The sequence below is a fragment of the Pseudomonas frederiksbergensis genome (assembly GCF_017114915.1).
Taxonomy (GTDB): domain Bacteria; phylum Pseudomonadota; class Gammaproteobacteria; order Pseudomonadales; family Pseudomonadaceae; genus Aquipseudomonas; species Aquipseudomonas frederiksbergensis_I.
This window is the reverse complement of sequence record NZ_JAAUOE010000009.1, coordinates 79029-96051: the sequence shown is the minus strand read 5'-3', so window position 1 is coordinate 96051 and position 17023 is coordinate 79029. Positions and strand designations below refer to the sequence as shown.

Here is a 17023-nt window from a genome sequence, read left to right as displayed (position 1 = left end):
GATCAGTGGGCCAGGACATCAGTTGCGAGCAGCAGCTGCGGGCCATGTGCACCAGGCAGCAGCACAACGCTGTAGCGCTCGCCGGCCTTGAGCTGGCCCAGGTCCAGCGGGGCACCGACATCGGTGCGGGCGCAGACCAATTGAACCGAAAGGCGGACGGGGTTGATGGCGCGGCGTTGCACGCTGGCATTGGCCACATCCTTGAACAATTCGGCGTTCACCCCCGCTGCGCGCAAACCGGCCTGGGGGCAATCCGGATCGGCGCTGACAAACGCCAGTGAAGCTCTCAGGCTATTGAAGTCGTCGGGTTGTTCACGGATGACGACCTGGCGGATGCCTTGAGCGCTGTCGGGCAATGCGATCACGCTGGCGAATTCACCCGCCGCCACCTGGATGTCCAGCGGCTGGCGGTTGCCGTTGCGTTCCAGGGTGCCCTTGATCGGCTGGTTGGCGGGCACGGGCAGGTAGTCAGACACGGCATTCGGGCCTTCGAGTCTGAGGCTTGCCCGAGAGCCTTCGGCCAGCAGTTGCAACGGTTGCTCGGCGGCATTGATAAAGCGCAGGAAGGCCGAGTCCTGATCCGGGCCCGTCGGGTACAGGGCGATATCGGCGGCTTGGGCGTGCAGGCTCAGCATCAAGGGCGCGAACAGCGCCCAGCCACGTGTTGATCGGCTCATTTGGCGGTACCTGTGCTGCTGACGCGGTCGACGGGCAGTTTGGCCAATGCACCACCAATCGCAGTGCCCCAGGCTTGATAACCGGCGACGGTGAAGTGCTGCCCATCGGTGGTGATCCATTGCCCGGGTTTGGACAGCGTCAGCGAATCGATATAGGTGCAAGGCGCCACGTTCGCGGCCAGGAACTGCGACATCAACTGGGTGCGGGCATCATTTTTCTGGTACATGCCACCCGCTTTGCCCCAGGCCGGGCCAACCCAGGCGCAACGGGTTCCGGTGGCCGCGATGGCCTTGGCCAGGCTGGTGACGCTTTGCCATGCCCAGGCCTTTGGAAACACCGGCTTGTCATAGGACGCCATGGTGTCGCCGATGACCAGTACCACCAGGTCGGGTTTGTCGGCGGCGATCAGGTCCTGGATCGGTGTAGTGGTTGCATCGCGTCCCTTGATCACGATCTTGCCGTTGCCTTTTCGTTCGGCACCGCAGTCGACTTTTTTAGTGATCAGCCAGTCGCCGGCACTGGCGCCGCAGGCACCGATGGAGTGAACCTGGGCACCTTGGCGAGTCAGGTTGTCGTGCAGCGGCTCCAGCAAATGGTCCGCGAGGCTCATATGGCTCTCCCCAAGAACAAGGAGAGTCAGACCGGCAAGGGCAGAAGTGGGCATCGAAAGCTCCAGAATGATCAGTTGGAATAAGGCGACGTATAAGGACTGACCGGCAGGCTCATGGGGCCGCTGATGTCCTCGAACTGGTAGCGCAAAGACAGGGCGCCGCTGAATTGTCGGTAGTCGTGGGCGTTGTCCAGGCCCAGATTGGCGCCCAGCAGGAAGTTCGAGGCGACCTTGTACTCAGCCGCCGCGGCGAGGCTGTAGCCGATCCCGGTCTTGTTTTGCCCTGAATAACGCAGACCCGAGACCGCCTGCAGGGCTTTGTCGGTAGGGAAATAGTCGGCGCTGTCCTGCTCGAAATGCTGCACGCCCACCGACGTCTTGACTTGATAGCTCCAGCGCCCGCTGCGTTGTGCCCAGGTCACCGGAATGCCCAGGGCGAAGAACGTCTGCGGGCTGAAATAGCCGCCGTGACCGTAGGTGAAATAGTCCTGGTTGTTGGCGTAGCTCAAGCCGGTCATGCTCAGGCCGACGGTCAGCTTGCTGTCCGGCGCATTTTGCAGGTACCAGTAGACACCGCTGCCCAGTTCACTGCGGCTGTTGGACTCGACATGGTTGCCCAATAGCTGGTGCCAGGAAGCGTAGCCATAGGCGCCGACTTCGTTGTCGTCATAACTCAACTGAGCACGTCCGCCGTTGGCGGTCACACCGCCCCAGGACTGGCCGCTGCGTTTGTCCGTGGTGCCGGCAAACGAGGTGACGCTGTCGGTCACCGGGCGCCGGGAAACGCTCACGCCGTAACGGACATTGGAGCTGTCGCTCACGGGGCGATCAACGCTGATGCCGCCCGTGGCGGTGCTGTACTTGAAGCCGAGGGGAGTGGTGCCAAGATCCACTTTGAGTCCTTCAGCGGGCCTTTGAATGGCCACGGCAAGGCCGACCCCCTCAGCTTTTTGCGAGCCAATGCCGTCGCTCTGCGCACCGCTACCGAAGCGCTGCACAGCCTCGTCGCTGGCACTGCCGGCATTCAGCGAGACCGGCGTCACGCGCAGGGCGACGCGGCTTTCATCCAGCGGGATATTGATTTCCAGCGGTGTTTCAACATCGGTCAGTTTGCTCAGCCCCGACTCGCTGTTGTTGCTGCGAATGCTCACGCCCTGGGTGACGAAGGCACTGCGCTCCTGGAGGATTTTGTTCAGCGCCAGTTGCGCGGGGCTGATGTCCTCGCTCGCCAGTGTGGCGCGCGGCACTTGCGACTCGAATGCAGTGCTCGCCTGCTGCGGCTTTGGAGTAGCGTTGATGTCAAAGGGGCCGTAAGACTTCACGGTACCCGGCATCTCCTTGGCCGGTGGCGGGATCGCCGCCAGCAAGGTGTCGCGACTGACCTCGCTACGCTGACCCGACACCCCGGCAAAAGGGTTGGGTGCCACCGTCGAACCGGCCAGTTGGACGCCCTGGCTTCTGCGTTTCTCGCTCTGTTCGATGGCCACTGCCTTGCGCAGCAGATCGGTCGCCATGCCGGTCTTGCCCATGTTCTGGTAAAGGCGTGCGGCCTGCGTCAGCGTTTGAGGGTTACCGGATTCGGTCTTGAGCAGCTGTTGCAGTGCCTGTTCGGCAAATGCCGTGTCATGTGCCTGCACCGCCGCGTCGGCGGCACCCAGCAGCAGTTGCGGGTCGTTTGGCTGACGTTGCAACAGCGGTTTGTAGAGTTCGAGGGCTTTTGCCGTGTCGCCGTTGGCCGAGTACATCCGCGCCAGGGCCGAGACGGCAGCGCTGTCACCGGGACGTTGCGCCAGCGCCGGCGCCAGCGTGTCATAGGCGCTGGCCAGATTGCCTCGTTCTCGCAACTGGTCAGCCTGGCGGATGCGATAGCGGTGGAGCAGGTCATCGAAACGCTTGCGCGTCGGCGCGTTCAAGGGCTTGTTCTGAAGGTCGCGCAGAATCTCGTTGACCTGCGCGTCTTCTCCGGACTCAAGCAGGACCGCGGCGTATTGCAGGATGAAGTCCGCCGAGGGCGCAGCGGTGTGTTGTAACTGGCCACGCATGAGGGCCAGCGCACGGGTCGGCTCGCCGATGTCGACATAGGCCGAGGCCAGGCTCGCCGTGCGATCTGGGCTGTTGTTGGCCAGCGGCTGAAGACGATCGAGCAAGGTCAGGGCTTCCTGGCGCTGTCCGCGCTTGCCCAATTCGATCGCCTGGCTGAGTTGCAGGTTGAGGCTGACATCGGCGGCCAGCGCTTCCATGTCCGGGGTGCGTTGGTCGGGACGCAAGCGTCCCAAGGTGGCCTGGGCGGCTTTCCACTCACCCAACTGCACCGACAGCAAGGCGCTGACGTAAAGCGCATCGGCATTGTCGGGGTGGGCCTGGAGCATGGCGTTGATCAGGTCCCGAGCCTTTTGCGGTTCGCCCATCGCCAGGTTCAGGCGCGCCAGGGCGAAACGCGTCCAGACGTTGTCCGGTTCGTAGCGCAGCGCGTCCTGCAAGGCGCTGCGCGCAGCGGGCAGGTCGTTGCGTTGTTCGGCGAGCGCCGCCAGTTGGGTCGCGCGCAAGGCTTGCAGACGTGCGGACTGGCCGATCTTTGCCTGTCCGGTGGCCGGCAGGCTGTTGATCAGTTGCAGAGCTTCATCGCTCTTGCCGCTCTTGAGCAGCACGTTGACCAGCCCTTCCAGTGCTTGAGGGTCGTCGCGGCGCAGGCTCAACACCTGGCGATAGTTGCGCTGTGCGTCATCGAACTGGCCCTGGCGGGCTTGAATGTCCGCCAGGGCGAGGCGTGCGTCCACCCCATTCGGGGTCAGGCGCAAGGCCTGATTGACCAAGGCCAGTGCCTGGGCTGCCTGACCTTTGGCCAGGGCGTCCCGAGCCTGCTGCAATGCAGACCAGTAGCGGACGTCGTCCAGCGCTGCTTGCCAGTGGCTGCCATCACGTTGTCGTGTGGCCTGAGCCAGGAGCTTTTCCGCGTCGGCCAGTCGGTTTTGCTGCTGGCGAATCACCCCAAGGCCACCCAGCGCGTCGGCATCATCGGGCCGGGCTTTCAAGCGTGCTTGAAAAGCCTGTTCGGCGGTGGCCTGATCGCCTTCCTTGAGCGCCTTCAGGCCGCGCGCGACTTCGGCGGGCGGTTGCCATGCTTTGCTGGCCGTCGTTGCCACCTGTTGCTTGCCCTTGTTCATCTGCGCCCGGATTTCCGCGTCATCCGGATGCGTCTTGAGGTACGCCTCGAACAACGGCACTTGTGCCGGATTGGGCGGACCGATCCAGGTCAGCGCCAGGCGCCAGCTTTCGTCGGCATCACCGGCAATGTCGGTACGCTGGGTCAGCGCGGCCAGGGCGCGGATGCCCTCGGCACGGCTGTCTTCACGGCGCACCAGATGCTTGGCGTAAAACAGCGCGACGATCGAGTCGTTGGGCATTTCACGTTGCAGGCGCTGAAACCCACTGCGTGCTTCAGACCAGTCAGCCGGATTGAAGGCAAGGTTGTTGTAATACTCGCGGCCGATCGTGCCTTGAGGTGGATGGCCATCGAACAGTGCGCGAAACACGGCGGTCGCTTTGTCGCGCTCACCGGCATCGGCGAGGCGGCGAGCCTCTTCCAGTCGTTGCCGGTTCTGCGGTTGGGCCAGGGCGATGTCCTGCGCCAATTGCAGTGTTTGCCGAGGCGGCGGCTGGATGGCCTGCAAACGGGCGAGGTATTGCTGCGCCTGTTGTGGTTTGTCCGATTGCACGCCGATCAAGCCCAGGCCATACAGTGCGTCAACCTGGACGGGATCCAGCCGCAGGACTTTCAGCCAGACTTCCGCGGCGCGTTGAGGGTTATTGTGCAACTGCCAGTACTGCCCTTGTTCGACGAGCAAGGTCTGTGGCGTCGGACTTTGAGCGTGGGCAGCCGAGGCCGTCCACGCGCTCATGACAGCGATGGCTAGCGTGCGGTGGTGCGCGTGCATGGGGTCTCCCAGGAGAGTTTCAGCGTTCCGTCTTCCCGGAATCGATAATGGTTGTCTGCCCAGCCGAGCGCGAACAGGCTGAGCATGAAGTCGTAGTAACGCGGCGGCCCCGGGGTGGCATCAGGCCGGGCCAGCGCTTCTTGTAAGGCGCGCTCCACGAGACGTCGTTGCTGATCAGCCAACTCGGATTGGCCCTTGGCCTGAAGGTAGGGAATCAGTGCGGCCCGGAATCCGAAAGGACTCTGCCCCTGAACACTGCCGTGCACAGCCTGGACTGACTCCGGAGGGGCCCCCGTCGCGGCCGTGCTGCGGGCCATACCGTCCAGCCGTTTGAGCAAGGACGCTGCCAGCGGTTCGGTGGCCTCACTCATGCCCAGCCAGAGGTACACGCGAATGGCGTCGTAGCTGCCCGTTTCGCCCTTGACCGGGTCGCTGACGAATACCCCGGATTGTGCTGAAGCTCCTTTATAAGACGTTCCCTGATAACCAACCCAGTCCGGGACGAAACCCTTCGGGCTTGATTGGTCAATCATCGTTGCGGTGTTGTCGGCAATCGCTTGCCAAGGCCCGTCGGGCGCTTCCTTTGCCAAGCGCCGTAACAGGGGCAGCGGCAGGTAGCTGGGGTTCAGGCGCCAGAGCGAGTCCGGCAGGATGAAGCCCTGCGGTCCGGGCAATACCATCGGGCCCAGCCCGGGCAGCTTGACGATCAATTGCGCTTCGATCGTCGCCATCAGCTGCAAAGCGTCCCGGTGATAATCCGGCCGATGCCACAGGCGCGCGGCTTCGAGCAGGGCGTAGGCGATCCACAAGTCGGCGTCGGCGGCCGAGTTGGCGTCTTGCAGGCGCCACTGACCGTCCGTGCCTTGCCCCCATAACCAGCCTGGCAGGTGGGTGGCGATGGCGGCGCCTGCGAGGTTGGCAGAGGTCCAGCGCCAGAGCGTGTCGAAGCGCGGCTGATCGTTGCCGATCAGCGCGAAGAACATGGCGTAGGACTGCCCTTCAGAGGTGCTGTGATTGTTCTCCAGGCTGGATTCCAGTACCCGGCCGTCGGCCTGGACGAAGCGCATGGCATAGGTTTGCCACAGCGGCCAGGTCGGCGGCTCACAGGGTTTTCCGGCCACTATCGCAGGTGCCAGCAGGGCGAGCGCGAGCACAGCTCTCAACCTGCGCGCGTTACCGCGCAGGCTCAGTCCAAGTGAAGTGTCTCGGCGGTTCATGGACGAAACAGACATGCGCAACTCAACGGCCAAGACGACGATTGGCCCATTTGCGCAGGGTCAGGTAGCCCATCGAGGCCAGCAGCAGGACCCCGAACAGGGTGACCAGCAGGAGCACCACTACGTTTTGCGAGAGGTACCACTGCAGATAGCGCAATGGGCCCAACTGCCCGACGTAGTAATCCTGTTCGGCGGCCAGCGATTCGACATGCTTGCCCCTGACCACCACCAGGCTGCCTTGCAGCTTGTGGGCGTTTTCTTCGCCGCTGAGCAGAGCGTCGGTCACCTCGGCCATGCCGTTGGGTCTGGCGCTGGCGATGAACACCACGCTGCGACCACTCTGCAGCGGCGATTCAAATCCGGTCAGATAAGCACTGCCATCCTCAGCGGAGAACCTGAAGCTGCTGCGCGCCTCACGCAGATTGGCTTTTGCATCCGGGCTGATCCAGTTGCGCAGACGCAAGGGCAGGTCAGAGAGCTCAAAGTATTGCGCAGTGCTTTCGCCCTTGGCTGGCAGAAGGTGCTGCCATTGGTCCTGCAGAGGTTGATTGTTGCCCGAGGCGAGCACCAGCAAATCTCTGTCGCGTTGCTCGGCGATCTGGTCGGCGTTGACGACTTTCACGCCGGTGGCCGGATAGCCGGTGGATTCGCCGAAGCGACCTAACAGGGTCAGATAGGCACCCAGATCGTCCGGGCCCGGATCGTCGGGCAGGATCACCGAGGTTTCAGAAAGGTCGGCCATGCGGGTAAACGGAAAGCCGCTGTCCTTGAATACGCCCAGGTTGGGCATGGCCATGAAATGGTCGTAGTCGCTCAGGTCCAGCGTCGAGTCCGGATCGATCACACCGCGCATGTTGTCGATAATGATGTCCCGGCATTCGCCCTGTTTGAGGTACTCATACATAAAACGAAATTGCAGCTTCGATTGCAGTGCCACCGAATTGAGCGGCAGCAGCATGCGCGACGTGCGGGCCAGGCTCTCGTCGGTTTTGAGCAAGGCCAGCAGGCTGTCGCTGCTGCCGAGTTTCTCGATCGAAGGCAACTCGACCGACTTGATGAGGGTGTCGTTGAAGCTGATCAGCAACGAGGAATTGGTGGCAATCGGTTGCGGCGTATAGCGGTATTTCAAGTCAAGTTGCGCGCCGGGTTCGCGCCAATTGAACAGGTCCGGCGGCAAGCGCAGCGCAACCGCCATTTGCCCCGGGTTGTAACCCGACACGTTGAGCTCGGCGGGTTTGGCCAATTCACCCAGACGAACCGGGCGATCGGAGGGCAGCCAGTTTGGCGCATCGTACGGCTGGCGTGGTTTGAGTGAGTCGATACGGTCTATCACGACGCTCTGCCCCGAAAAGACTGAGCCACCGAGGGCCAGGGCGGTCGCGGCGATTTTGAGGTCGGCGCCATCGCGCCCGGAAACGATCAACAGCTTGCCCTGAGCATCATTCGGGTTGCTGATGAGCGTCACCGTCGGCCCTGTGGCTGCCTGGATCGGCAAGCCATTGAAGGTTGCCGATTCGCTGGCGCTGACAAACACCACGGCGTTGCCTTTGGCCGGCAGGCTGGTGAGGCTGGCGGGGAAGGTTGCGCCGCGGTAGCTGGCCAGTGCGCCGAACCAGGAAGACAGGATGCCGGCAGCCTCAAGCTCCGCACCGCCCGGACGAGAAGCGAACACGAAGGGCAGCTTCAAGGGCGAAGCATCTCGACGATCGAACAAGGGTTGCGGCAGCGCGGACAAATCGTTGGGCTGCTTGATCGAAGAGACCTGAAGGCTCAGTTGGCTCTCGTTGCCGATCCTGGCCCAAAGGCTGGAGTGCAAAGGGTCCTCACATTGCATCGTGTAATGACCGATGAACTGCAGACTGAGTCGGTTGAATTCGGTGATCATCTGCGGCGGGATCTGGACGGTCCGGGTCTGCAATTTACCTGCCTCCTCCTTTGGTAGAGGCAGGCTGGCGGCCACTTGATCGTTGACCAGCACGTTGATTTGCGAAAGGTCGGCCAGCAGCGCGGGTGAGTAGCTGTACTGCAGCGTGACTTGCGCCGCCGTGACGACTTCATCGGCGCGCACATTGAAGTTCACACTGTCGGTGGCCTCGGCGCCCTTGAGGTTCATCGAGTAGCTTTTGCCCAGCTCCTTGAGCGTGCGGATATAGCTATTGGTCGGGGCATCGGTCCCGGGCAACGGTGCGGCTGGCGTCACCGCAGAGTCCGTGGCGCTGATGGGGGCGCCGGCACTCAGGGCGCAACCGCTCCAGCCCACTAGCGAGCAGGCGATCAGCATGAGTGAACGACGAGGAACAAAGGTCCGGCGAATGGAATGCTTCAAGATCGTTGCGTGTCCGCGGTGGAGTCGATAGGTGATGGAGCGTCCGGGCGTTTGCGCAGCAGCGCCTGGCCGTCCTTGATAGTTGTAATGAACAGATCGAGGATTGCGCGCAAAGCGATGCCGCTGACCTCCCGCAACGCCGTCAAAGGCGCGTCGAGGCGACCGTTACCCCAGGTGTTGGCCCAGGTGTCGGCACGTGAAAAGGTCAGTCGTACCAGTTCACTTTGCTGGCGCAAGGACAAGGCGTCGAATTGCACGCCCGCCACGCCGTCATTGTTGAAAATCGTTGTTGCGGGAAAGAGGCTCGAAGGGGGCGTGCGCAGAACGCAGAGTCGCAATTTCTCATCGATGCCGAGCTGAACCGTTGGAGGCAGTTTCAGGCCCACGCCGTTCTGAGAGAAATCCTGGGTCTGGCAATCGAATGAGGTACCGTCTTCGCGATAGACGCGCACCGGCAGATCTGCGAGGACCCTGGGTTCGGAACGCACCTGAGAGGACTCGCGGGCCACTGCCACGGCGGCGCTTACGATGATGATGTTGTACAGGGTCCAGGTCAGGTTGATCATCAGGGTCGTGATTTGCGCCCAATCACTGCCTATCAGTTTCACCACGCCGGTCACCAGACCGATTATGTTCAAGGTCAGCAGAACGATGTAAGGGCGCGCGAGTTTCCAGTCGAAGTAGTCCTTTTCGATGGTGCCGCCCTTATCGGTCACGTTGAATTTACCCAGCGAAGGGCTGATCAGGGCGGACAGTACCGGTCGCATGATGTGCCAGGCCAAAACCGACTCATACACTTCGTTCCAGAATGAATGGCGAAAGCGCCCCTGGATGCTGGAGTTGGTCAGGTTGGAATGGAAAATATGCGGCAGTCCATAGACCATGACCATCAACGCCGAGGCATGGAAAATCTCTGCATCGAAAATCAGGTAAGCCAAGGGGGCAGTCAAGAACACCAGGCGAGGCAGGCTGTAGAAAAAGTGCATCATGGCGTTGAGGTAGCAGATGCGTTGCCCCAGGTTCAGTCCTTTGCCGAACAGCGGATTGTCGGTCCGGAAGATCTGCGCCATGCCTCGCGCCCAGCGTTTGCGCTGGCTGATGTGGCGGGAAAGGCTCTCCGTGGCAAGTCCTGCCGCTTGTGGAATGGCGAGGTAGGCGGTATTGAAACCACGGCGATTGAGTTTGAGCGCCGTGTGCGCATCCTCCGTGACGGTCTCGGTGGCGATGCCGCCGACTTCCAGCAAGTGAGTACGCCGCATGACCGCGCAGGAGCCACAGAAGAATGCCGCGTTCCAGAGGTCGTTGCCGTCCTGCACCAGGCCGTAGAACAGCTCGCCTTCATTGGGTACCGAGCGGAAGGTATCGAGGTTTTTTTCGAATGGATCGGCTGAATAGAAGAAGTGCGGCGTTTGCAACAATGCCAGGTTCGGATCCTTGAAAAACCAGCCCAGGGTGATTTGCAGAAAGGAGCGGGTGGGCACGTGATCCGCGTCGAATATGGCAATGAACTCGCCATCGGTGACGGTGAGTGCCTGGTTGAGGTTGCCGGCCTTGGCATGCTGATTGTTGTCGCGGGTGATGTAGTTGACACCAATCTGCTGGCAGAAAACCTTGAACTCCTCCCGACGTCCGTCATCCAGCACGTGCACACGCAGCTTGCCCTCGGGCCAGTCGAGGGCCTGGGCCGCGAGCACGACCAGCTTCACGATGCTCAACGCTTCGTTATAGGTTGGAATGAAAATGTCCACCGTCGGCCATTGAGCGGGCGGCTGTTGCAGAAGCTGCGGTTTGCGCTGCAGCGGCCAGGCAGTCTGGACATAGCCGAACACAAGAACGAGCAAGGCATAAAGCTCGGCCAGCACCAGCCCGTAGCCAAATACGGCGTCCTGCCAGGTGTCGAAGTCCAGGGTGTCGGACAGGCGCCAGTACATGTAGCGCAACGAAGCGATCAGCGAGAGGGTGATCAGGGTCAGGATCGCCAGACGACCGGCTTGCCTGCGGATGATCAGGCTGGCGCCGAAACAGACTGCGGCAAAGGCTGCCTGGGAGTACAGAGTCAGAGGCGCGATCAGGATACCCAGCACCAACAACGCTGCGATCAGCCCGGTCGAGATCTTCAGGCCCTGGCGACAGTGCCGGGGCCATCGACTGACGCGAGCCTGGAAAGTATCCAGTAACCCCTGCAACCACCACGTCTTCGCAGGTGCCTGATTCAGCCGTGCGGTCATGGCATCACCTGCTGGCCGGATGGCTCAGGGAACAGCAGGGCGTGGACTTGGCGCGACAGCGAAAGCATGTCCTGGCTGCCAATGCTGTAGGGGGCGTACTGCAGAGGGTCCCGAGCGTAGGCCAGCGATTCGTTGAACTGGTGATCAAGGCGAATCGTCCCGATCAGGTCAGTACCGAGCCGCCGCCGAAACAGCACAGCCATATCCTTGCTGAACGAGTGCGAGTCATCCTGTTGGTTGAGCACATAGCTGTGCCGTTGCGCGGGCCGTCGGCTTTTTTCCAGCCACTGTGTCAGGGTGTCCAGTGCCAGGTAGGAGGCCGCGTCGGTCACCGTGATCACCAGCACCAGATCAGCGGCGTCGAGCGCCTGCTGCGAATAGACGGTGGCGCCCGAAAGGGTGTCCAGGACCACGGTATCGTTTTCGCTCAGGTTCATCGACGCAAGGCGCTGACTCAACCAGCCAGGGTCTTCAAGCATCAGTTGCTTGAGCAATCGGCGATCGTTCACCTCGTCAGTGCCGAAGGGCAGGCACTCACTGTCACCATAGCCCGGCAGGCAATGAGCCCCCCAGTCTGCGTCTTGTCGTTTGAGCTGGATCAGACCAGGCACCTGTCTGGTGATGCCCAAATGGCTGGACAGGGCGTTCTGAGGGTCCAGATCAATGGCAATGGTTCGCCCGCCAGGGCGCCGAAGTGCTTTCGCCAGGCCAGCGGCGATGGTGCTTTTGCCCACCCCTCCGTTTGCCGAAACGATCGCGATGACCTTCGCCTTGGTGCGCTTGCGAGGGGTTTCCGGCAGGCCGCCTCTACGCGTCCGGTCAAGGTCGCGCAACAGATCGCTCAATTGCTGGCGGTCACCCGTTGCCGAGGCGTCAGGGCGCTCCTTCAGCAGGGCGGCAGACTTCGGTGACGGCAGTGAGAGGGGAATGTTCTTTGCAGATCCGACCGGCGCGTCAATCAACAATAAAGGAGGCTTTGACTCGCCAGGTAGTGACACTGTGGCAGTGGGTTTCAGGGGAGATAATACTTCCGTTAACCCTTGCTCAGTCAGGGGTGCCATAGTTGCACCAGGGTCATCTTTAAAGTTTTTATAGTTAGGTTGTATTTCCTGATAACTTCCCGCATTAGCGCCAAAACTTGTAAAAAGTTTCGTAATGTCGTCCACATATTTCATGCATTGCACCAGGAATTAAGTAACTCAGGAGTTCAATGTTCCGCTAACTAAAAAAACTGACGTATCGTCTTGGTATTGAAGGGAGTTGCCTATCTTCAGATGTCCGTGTTCGGGTGTCAAACAATGTTATTAAAAGTCAGTTATGTGTATTTTGGCGTTCGCCCGCACGTTATTAGTCCTCATGCCTGGATGTTTTTAAAGGCTTCAAAAAGTTGACGACGTTTTTATGGCGGTCGTGGAGGTTTTAAAAAAGTATCTCTTTGATAAGGTCGCGGCACCATGGGTTTCAGGCAAAATGGCACTGCAAGTGAACCACGAATAGATGGGCGGAACTTAGGGGCTAAGTGCAATTGTTAGTTAACTATTCCTAACTTGTGGGGCGCAGAGTTTAATGTGATCGCCGAAGCCATTGGCAATGCGGCGATCCAAGCGGGACTCTGGAAAAAGAATGAGGCGCTGAAAGTCGAGCGTCATGGTCAGTGACGCGGAATACATTCCAGGCAAATAGGGGCTGGGAGGGCGATTGGGCGACCCTTTTCAGAGGCTGTCCGGATCCCCGAAGAACATCTGAATCCGCGACCTTAACCAGCGCTCACCCGGATCATTATCCTGCGACCCGCGCCAGGCCATGTGCAATTCGAAGCTGCGCACCGGCAACGGCGGATCTTCGGCTCGAACGCCACCGGCGGCGGTCAACGCTTCGGCGGTGTAGTCCGGGACGGTGGCCACGATATCGGTTCCGCTAATCAGTGTGCTCAACCCATTGAATTGCGGCACGGCCAGCACCACATGCCGTTTGCGCCCGAGTTTCTCCAGCTCTTCATCTATAAAGCCGCTCAGGTCGCCCGCGAACGAAACCAGCGCGTGGGGGCGGGCGCAGAAATCATCGAGGCTCAACGGCCCCGGCACCGTGTCGGCCCGCAACAATTTCGGCATGCTGCGGCGCAGTACCTTGCGCTTGGCGTTGGCCGGCAGGTCGGCGGTATAGCTGACGCCGATGGAAATCTCGCCCGAGGCCAGCAGGCTCGGCATCAGAATATAGTTGGCCCGACGCACCACCAGCACGATCCCCGGCGATTCTGCACGCAGGCGTTTGAGCAGCATCGGCAGCAGCGCGAACTCGACATCGTCCGACAGACCGATGCGGAACACCGCGGTGCTGGTTGCCGGGTCGAATTCCGCCGCGCGACTGACCGCGGTGGAAATCGAATCCAGGGCCGGCGAGAGCAGGGCGAAGATTTCCACCGCCCGGGCGGATGGCTCCATGCTGCGGCCGGTACGCACGAACAGCGGGTCATCGAACAGCCCGCGCAGGCGCGAGAGCGCCGCACTGATGGCCGGCTGGCCGAGGAACAGTTTCTCCGCAGCGCGGGTCACGCTGCGTTCGTGCATCAGTGTTTCGAAAACGATCAACAGGTTCAGGTCGACACGACGCAGGTCATTACGATTCATCTGGAGTCCTGGCAGGGTCAGCAAACTTGACGTGAGCGACCATATGAGAACAATGGCCGACATGAATCTTACGGGGAAAGACTGGTACTCTGCACAGGGTAATTCAGTTTTTCCTGAAAGGCTGCTTCGGTTTCTACGGCATTTGATGATGTCGCCGTCGCTGCGGAATCAATGACAGGCATGTCGACTATTAATAGCCACTGATGGTCTTGGGTACAAAGCCCAGATAGAGTTCGGGGCATTAGAGGTTACTTTGACGAGGTTTGCGATGTCCCGCACGATCCGTTTTCACAAGTTTGGTCCAGCCGAGGTGCTCAAATGCGAAGAGCATGCGGCCGCTCTGCCTGCGCCGGGCGAAGTGCAGGTGCGTGTCGAGGCGATTGGCATCAGCTGGTACGACATTCTCTGGCGCCAGAACCTGGCCTCGTCTCATGCACGCCTGCCTTCAGGCCTTGGCCACGAAATGGCCGGCGTGGTCACGGCGCTCGGCGAGGGCGTCGATGATCTGGCCGTCGGTGACAAGGTCGCCAGCTTCCCGGCCGAAAGCCCCAACGACTATCCGGTCTATGGCGAACAGATCGTTCTGCCACGCACGGCATTGACCCGTTACCCGGACGTACTCAGCCCGATCGAAGCCAGTGTGCACTACACGCCACTATTGATCGCTTATTTTGCCTACGCCGATCTGGCGCGAGTCAAACCCGGGCAATTCGCTCTGGTGACCGACGCCAGCCACTGCGCCGGGCCGTCGTTCGTACAACTGGGCAAAGCTCTCGGCGTGCGCGTGATTGCTGCGACCAAGACCGCGGATGAACGTGAGTACCTGTTGTCTCTGGGCGCGGAGAAAGTCATCGTCACTGAAGAACAGGATCTGCTGATGCAGATCAACAAGATCACCGATAACCGCGGCGTCGATGTGGTGTTCGATGGCCTTGGCGGGCCGCAGATGTCGCTGCTCGGCGATGTGCTCGCACCTCGCGGCAGCCTGGTGCTCTATGGCCTGCAAGGGGGTAACCAGACGCCATTCCCGGCTTGTGCGGCGTTCCAGAAGAACATTCAGTTTTTCGTGCACTGCATCGGTAACTTCACCGGCAAGCCGGAGCTGGGCATCATCCAGGATCAGGCCGCACTGCAACGTGCCCTGCGCGATATCAACCAGTTGACCGCGGATCGTGTGCTGCTGCCGCTCAAGACTCGGGTCTTCCCGTTTTCCGAGTTCGTCGAAGCGCACCGCTATATGGACGAATGCCCATGTCGCGAACGGGTCGCCCTTGAGGTCGTACCTGCATGAGCCCTCTGGAAAGGTCCGTGCAAGCACGGGCTTTTCCCCTCTCAATATCTCTCAAATGAGACACCCCATTGATCAGTCGATGGGCCGGTTCAGCAACTGAACTGGTTTTTGCTCTCGATCTGTATCTTCTAATCATCATGTAAGCCCTGATAATTGAGTGATTATTTCATCTCAAGGAAAGAGTCATGGCTGGGTATCAGGTTGAAACTTTTCAATGCGCATCGGTAATACATGCTCAACAAATAATGCGGGGCCGCTCGGTCGTCATGCATTTATTGGCGACTTCTTTCTTTATTTCTTGTGTTAAATGTCTGTGGGAAGTTGTCGGAAATTTCCTAGGACTTCGCGCAGAGGTGCCGCGCGCCTGTCCTGCCGGGTGTTGCGGTGATCCTGCCCTGTTTGGGGTGTCTGCGACATGCAATTATTTCAAATAATTACGCAATGCTTAAGTGCTAGCATTTGATCTTAATCCTCCGGCACTCCATTCATGACAGGCAATCCGTCGCGCAGTCCATGTAGTTGTTTGCGTGGCGTCGAACTTATGAGTAACAGGTAAACAATGATGACCCATACCCATGAACAGGCAATGAATTATGTTTATCAACAAGTACTGCAGCGCTTGCTGAGCTTTTTCTCTCGCGCCGAGCGCACGGCATTGCAACTGATGATTCAGCGCCTGGTGGTGTCTGCTGGAGGTATGGAGCGTATCGGCGATTACAAGGTATTGGTGACCCAGTCGGGATCGCGCGACAGCTGCTACACACTGGCGCTGCTGCGCGCCGCACAGCTGAGTATCGCCGGCCGAGCTCCGGCGACGTTTCAGCTGCGGGTGGCCACTTTGCGCTTGAATGGTACGGCTGCGACCGCCCTGGAAAACATCCATCGCAGTTGCAGCGCATTGTTTCTCTACGACGATCCCCGGGTCGAAGTGTTGATGGTCGATAATCGTGAAGTCCTGCCGTTCAATCACCTGGCGCCGATCTCCGAAGCCGGTCGCGAGTCGAATCGGCTCAATTTGCTGATGGTCGGGCACCGTCGCACCTGGAACGGGTCGCTTGAGCTGTGGGATGACGGGTATCTGGCAACCGGCGAGTTTTATGGGCAAATCGCCCGCTGGGACACGGGCGTCGATGTCATGGTCAGTAGCGATAGCCCCCGACGGCAGGCACAGTTTCTCGACGGCTTGAACCGTGCCGCCGCCAAAGCCGGGCTCAAGGCGCCGAGTCGCCATGAAACCGGCTACGAGGGATTGTTCGCCCGGCTCGATGAACTGGGCAGCGACTGCTACCGCGAGTTCTATCCCGATGCTGCTCAGGCTGCATGGCGTCCCGCCGAGCGTTTTGAAACCTGCCGCCGCACCACCTTCATCGACATTCACGACATGCTGGTCAGCAACCTGGAAGAACGCTGGCCGCTGCTCACCGACTTTCTCGGGTTTCAACCTGATGAACTGACGGCTCACCTCAGTGATAACGAATACGTCAGCCTCTCCATATCCGCGCACCTTCGCGGCTTGCAAGCGCGCTTTGTGCGCGGCAGCACTTATGAAGCGGGCGTCAGCGAGTATCTGCAACGGGCGCTGGTGATGATGCGCCGTAAACAGCTGCCCGAGCGTTTTTGCGAGCAGGCAATGGAGACCTTCGGCAATCCGCTGACAATGGCCGACCAGCGCGCTTTGGCCGCGGCTGAGGCGCAGAAATATCTCGGTTTGAGTGAAGCCCAACTGGTGTGCCTGCTGTTCGCTCCTTTTGTCGATAACGGCGCGGCGCTTGAGCATTTTCTGCGTCAGTGCCACCCCGGCATGCTGGTGGCGTTGCCGGAATTGCATCGGGCGATGCAAGGCGGCCCGGCGCCTGAGCAGGTGCTGCAGTGGATGGTTGATGTCAGCGGGTTGCCGGTCAGCCTGATCGGTACGCTTTACCGCATGGGGCCGGTGGCGCGGGATGAGGGCAGGGTGCCTGGCATGGAAAACGGCGACGCGGGTGTGCAGGCTGACGTCATGGACACTGAAAATGAAACGGCCGTGACTGGCGAATGGTCGACGGGTCGGTGAACGTGCCTGGATTGACTGTTTCATCGAGGATGCGTCACGACGTTCGTAGCGTGTTCGG

10 protein-coding genes are annotated in these 17023 nt (G+C 60.4%); 2 read left to right on the top strand and 8 right to left on the bottom strand.

All coding sequences use genetic code 11. The features are described from left to right. Positions 1-2: 2 nt before the first annotated feature. The 8 genes from HCU66_RS09420 to HCU66_RS09385 form a co-directional block, all read right to left on the bottom strand. Positions 3-677, bottom strand: a complete 675-nt coding sequence (locus tag HCU66_RS09420) for an alginate O-acetyltransferase AlgF (RefSeq protein WP_205888216.1) — start codon at positions 675-677, stop codon at positions 3-5. Beyond that, positions 674-1342: an SGNH/GDSL hydrolase family protein gene (locus HCU66_RS09415; protein WP_205888215.1), complete on the bottom strand. Its 669-nt coding sequence runs from the start codon at positions 1340-1342 to the stop codon at positions 674-676. The genes HCU66_RS09420 and HCU66_RS09415 overlap by 4 nt, the downstream gene beginning before the upstream one ends. Positions 1343-1359: 17 nt before the next feature. Next, positions 1360-5223 carry a cellulose biosynthesis protein BcsC gene (locus HCU66_RS09410; protein ID WP_205888214.1) on the bottom strand — a complete coding sequence of 1288 codons (3864 nt, stop codon included), beginning with the start codon at positions 5221-5223 and terminating at the stop codon, positions 1360-1362. Beyond that, positions 5199-6455, bottom strand: coding sequence for a cellulose synthase complex periplasmic endoglucanase BcsZ (bcsZ, locus tag HCU66_RS09405; protein ID WP_205888213.1), 1257 nt, complete (start codon positions 6453-6455; stop codon positions 5199-5201). Before bcsZ ends, HCU66_RS09410 begins: the two co-directional genes overlap by 25 nt. Positions 6456-6462: 7 nt before the next feature. Further along, the gene (gene bcsB, locus HCU66_RS09400; RefSeq protein ID WP_205888292.1) at positions 6463-8721 is read right to left on the bottom strand and encodes a cellulose biosynthesis cyclic di-GMP-binding regulatory protein BcsB; all 2259 of its coding nucleotides are present in this window, start codon (positions 8719-8721) and stop codon (positions 6463-6465) included. A 41-nt stretch (positions 8722-8762) separates the two neighbouring features. After that, a complete protein-coding gene (bcsA, locus tag HCU66_RS09395; protein WP_205888212.1) occupies positions 8763-10994 on the bottom strand; it encodes a UDP-forming cellulose synthase catalytic subunit in 2232 nt (743 codons plus the stop codon). Further along, positions 10991-12169: a cellulose biosynthesis protein BcsQ gene (gene bcsQ, locus HCU66_RS09390; RefSeq protein ID WP_205888211.1), complete on the bottom strand. Its 1179-nt coding sequence runs from the start codon at positions 12167-12169 to the stop codon at positions 10991-10993. Before bcsQ ends, bcsA begins: the two co-directional genes overlap by 4 nt. Before the next feature lie 537 nt (positions 12170-12706). Next, positions 12707-13621 (bottom strand): LysR family transcriptional regulator, encoded by a 915-nt coding sequence (locus tag HCU66_RS09385; protein ID WP_095631404.1) that lies wholly within the window; start codon positions 13619-13621, stop codon positions 12707-12709. Positions 13622-13889: 268 nt separating this feature from the next. On the opposite strand from HCU66_RS09385, the gene HCU66_RS09380 reads away from it, so the two are divergent. Continuing rightward, a complete protein-coding gene (locus HCU66_RS09380; protein WP_205888210.1) occupies positions 13890-14912 on the top strand; it encodes a zinc-dependent alcohol dehydrogenase family protein in 1023 nt (340 codons plus the stop codon). A 562-nt stretch (positions 14913-15474) separates the two neighbouring features. Next, positions 15475-16965: a hypothetical protein gene (locus tag HCU66_RS09375; protein WP_205888209.1), complete on the top strand. Its 1491-nt coding sequence runs from the start codon at positions 15475-15477 to the stop codon at positions 16963-16965. Positions 16966-17023 lie beyond the last annotated feature (58 nt).

Bases quoted from the DNA above. Each gene is read 5' to 3' on its own strand.
- HCU66_RS09380 (WP_205888210.1), top strand. From the start codon at position 13,890: ATGTCCCGCACGATCCGTTTTCACAAGTTTGGTCCAGCCGAGGTGCTC.
- HCU66_RS09375 (WP_205888209.1), top strand. From the start codon at position 15,475: ATGACCCATACCCATGAACAGGCAATGAATTATGTTTATCAACAAGTA.
- bcsZ (WP_205888213.1), bottom strand. From the start codon at position 6,455: ATGTCTGTTTCGTCCATGAACCGCCGAGACACTTCACTTGGACTGAGC.
- bcsQ (WP_205888211.1), bottom strand. From the start codon at position 12,169: ATGAAATATGTGGACGACATTACGAAACTTTTTACAAGTTTTGGCGCT.
- HCU66_RS09420 (WP_205888216.1), bottom strand. From the start codon at position 677: ATGAGCCGATCAACACGTGGCTGGGCGCTGTTCGCGCCCTTGATGCTG.
- HCU66_RS09415 (WP_205888215.1), bottom strand. From the start codon at position 1,342: ATGCCCACTTCTGCCCTTGCCGGTCTGACTCTCCTTGTTCTTGGGGAG.
- HCU66_RS09385 (WP_095631404.1), bottom strand. From the start codon at position 13,621: ATGAATCGTAATGACCTGCGTCGTGTCGACCTGAACCTGTTGATCGTT.
- bcsB (WP_205888292.1), bottom strand. From the start codon at position 8,721: ATGCTGATCGCCTGCTCGCTAGTGGGCTGGAGCGGTTGCGCCCTGAGT.
- bcsA (WP_205888212.1), bottom strand. From the start codon at position 10,994: ATGACCGCACGGCTGAATCAGGCACCTGCGAAGACGTGGTGGTTGCAG.
- HCU66_RS09410 (WP_205888214.1), bottom strand. From the start codon at position 5,223: ATGCACGCGCACCACCGCACGCTAGCCATCGCTGTCATGAGCGCGTGG.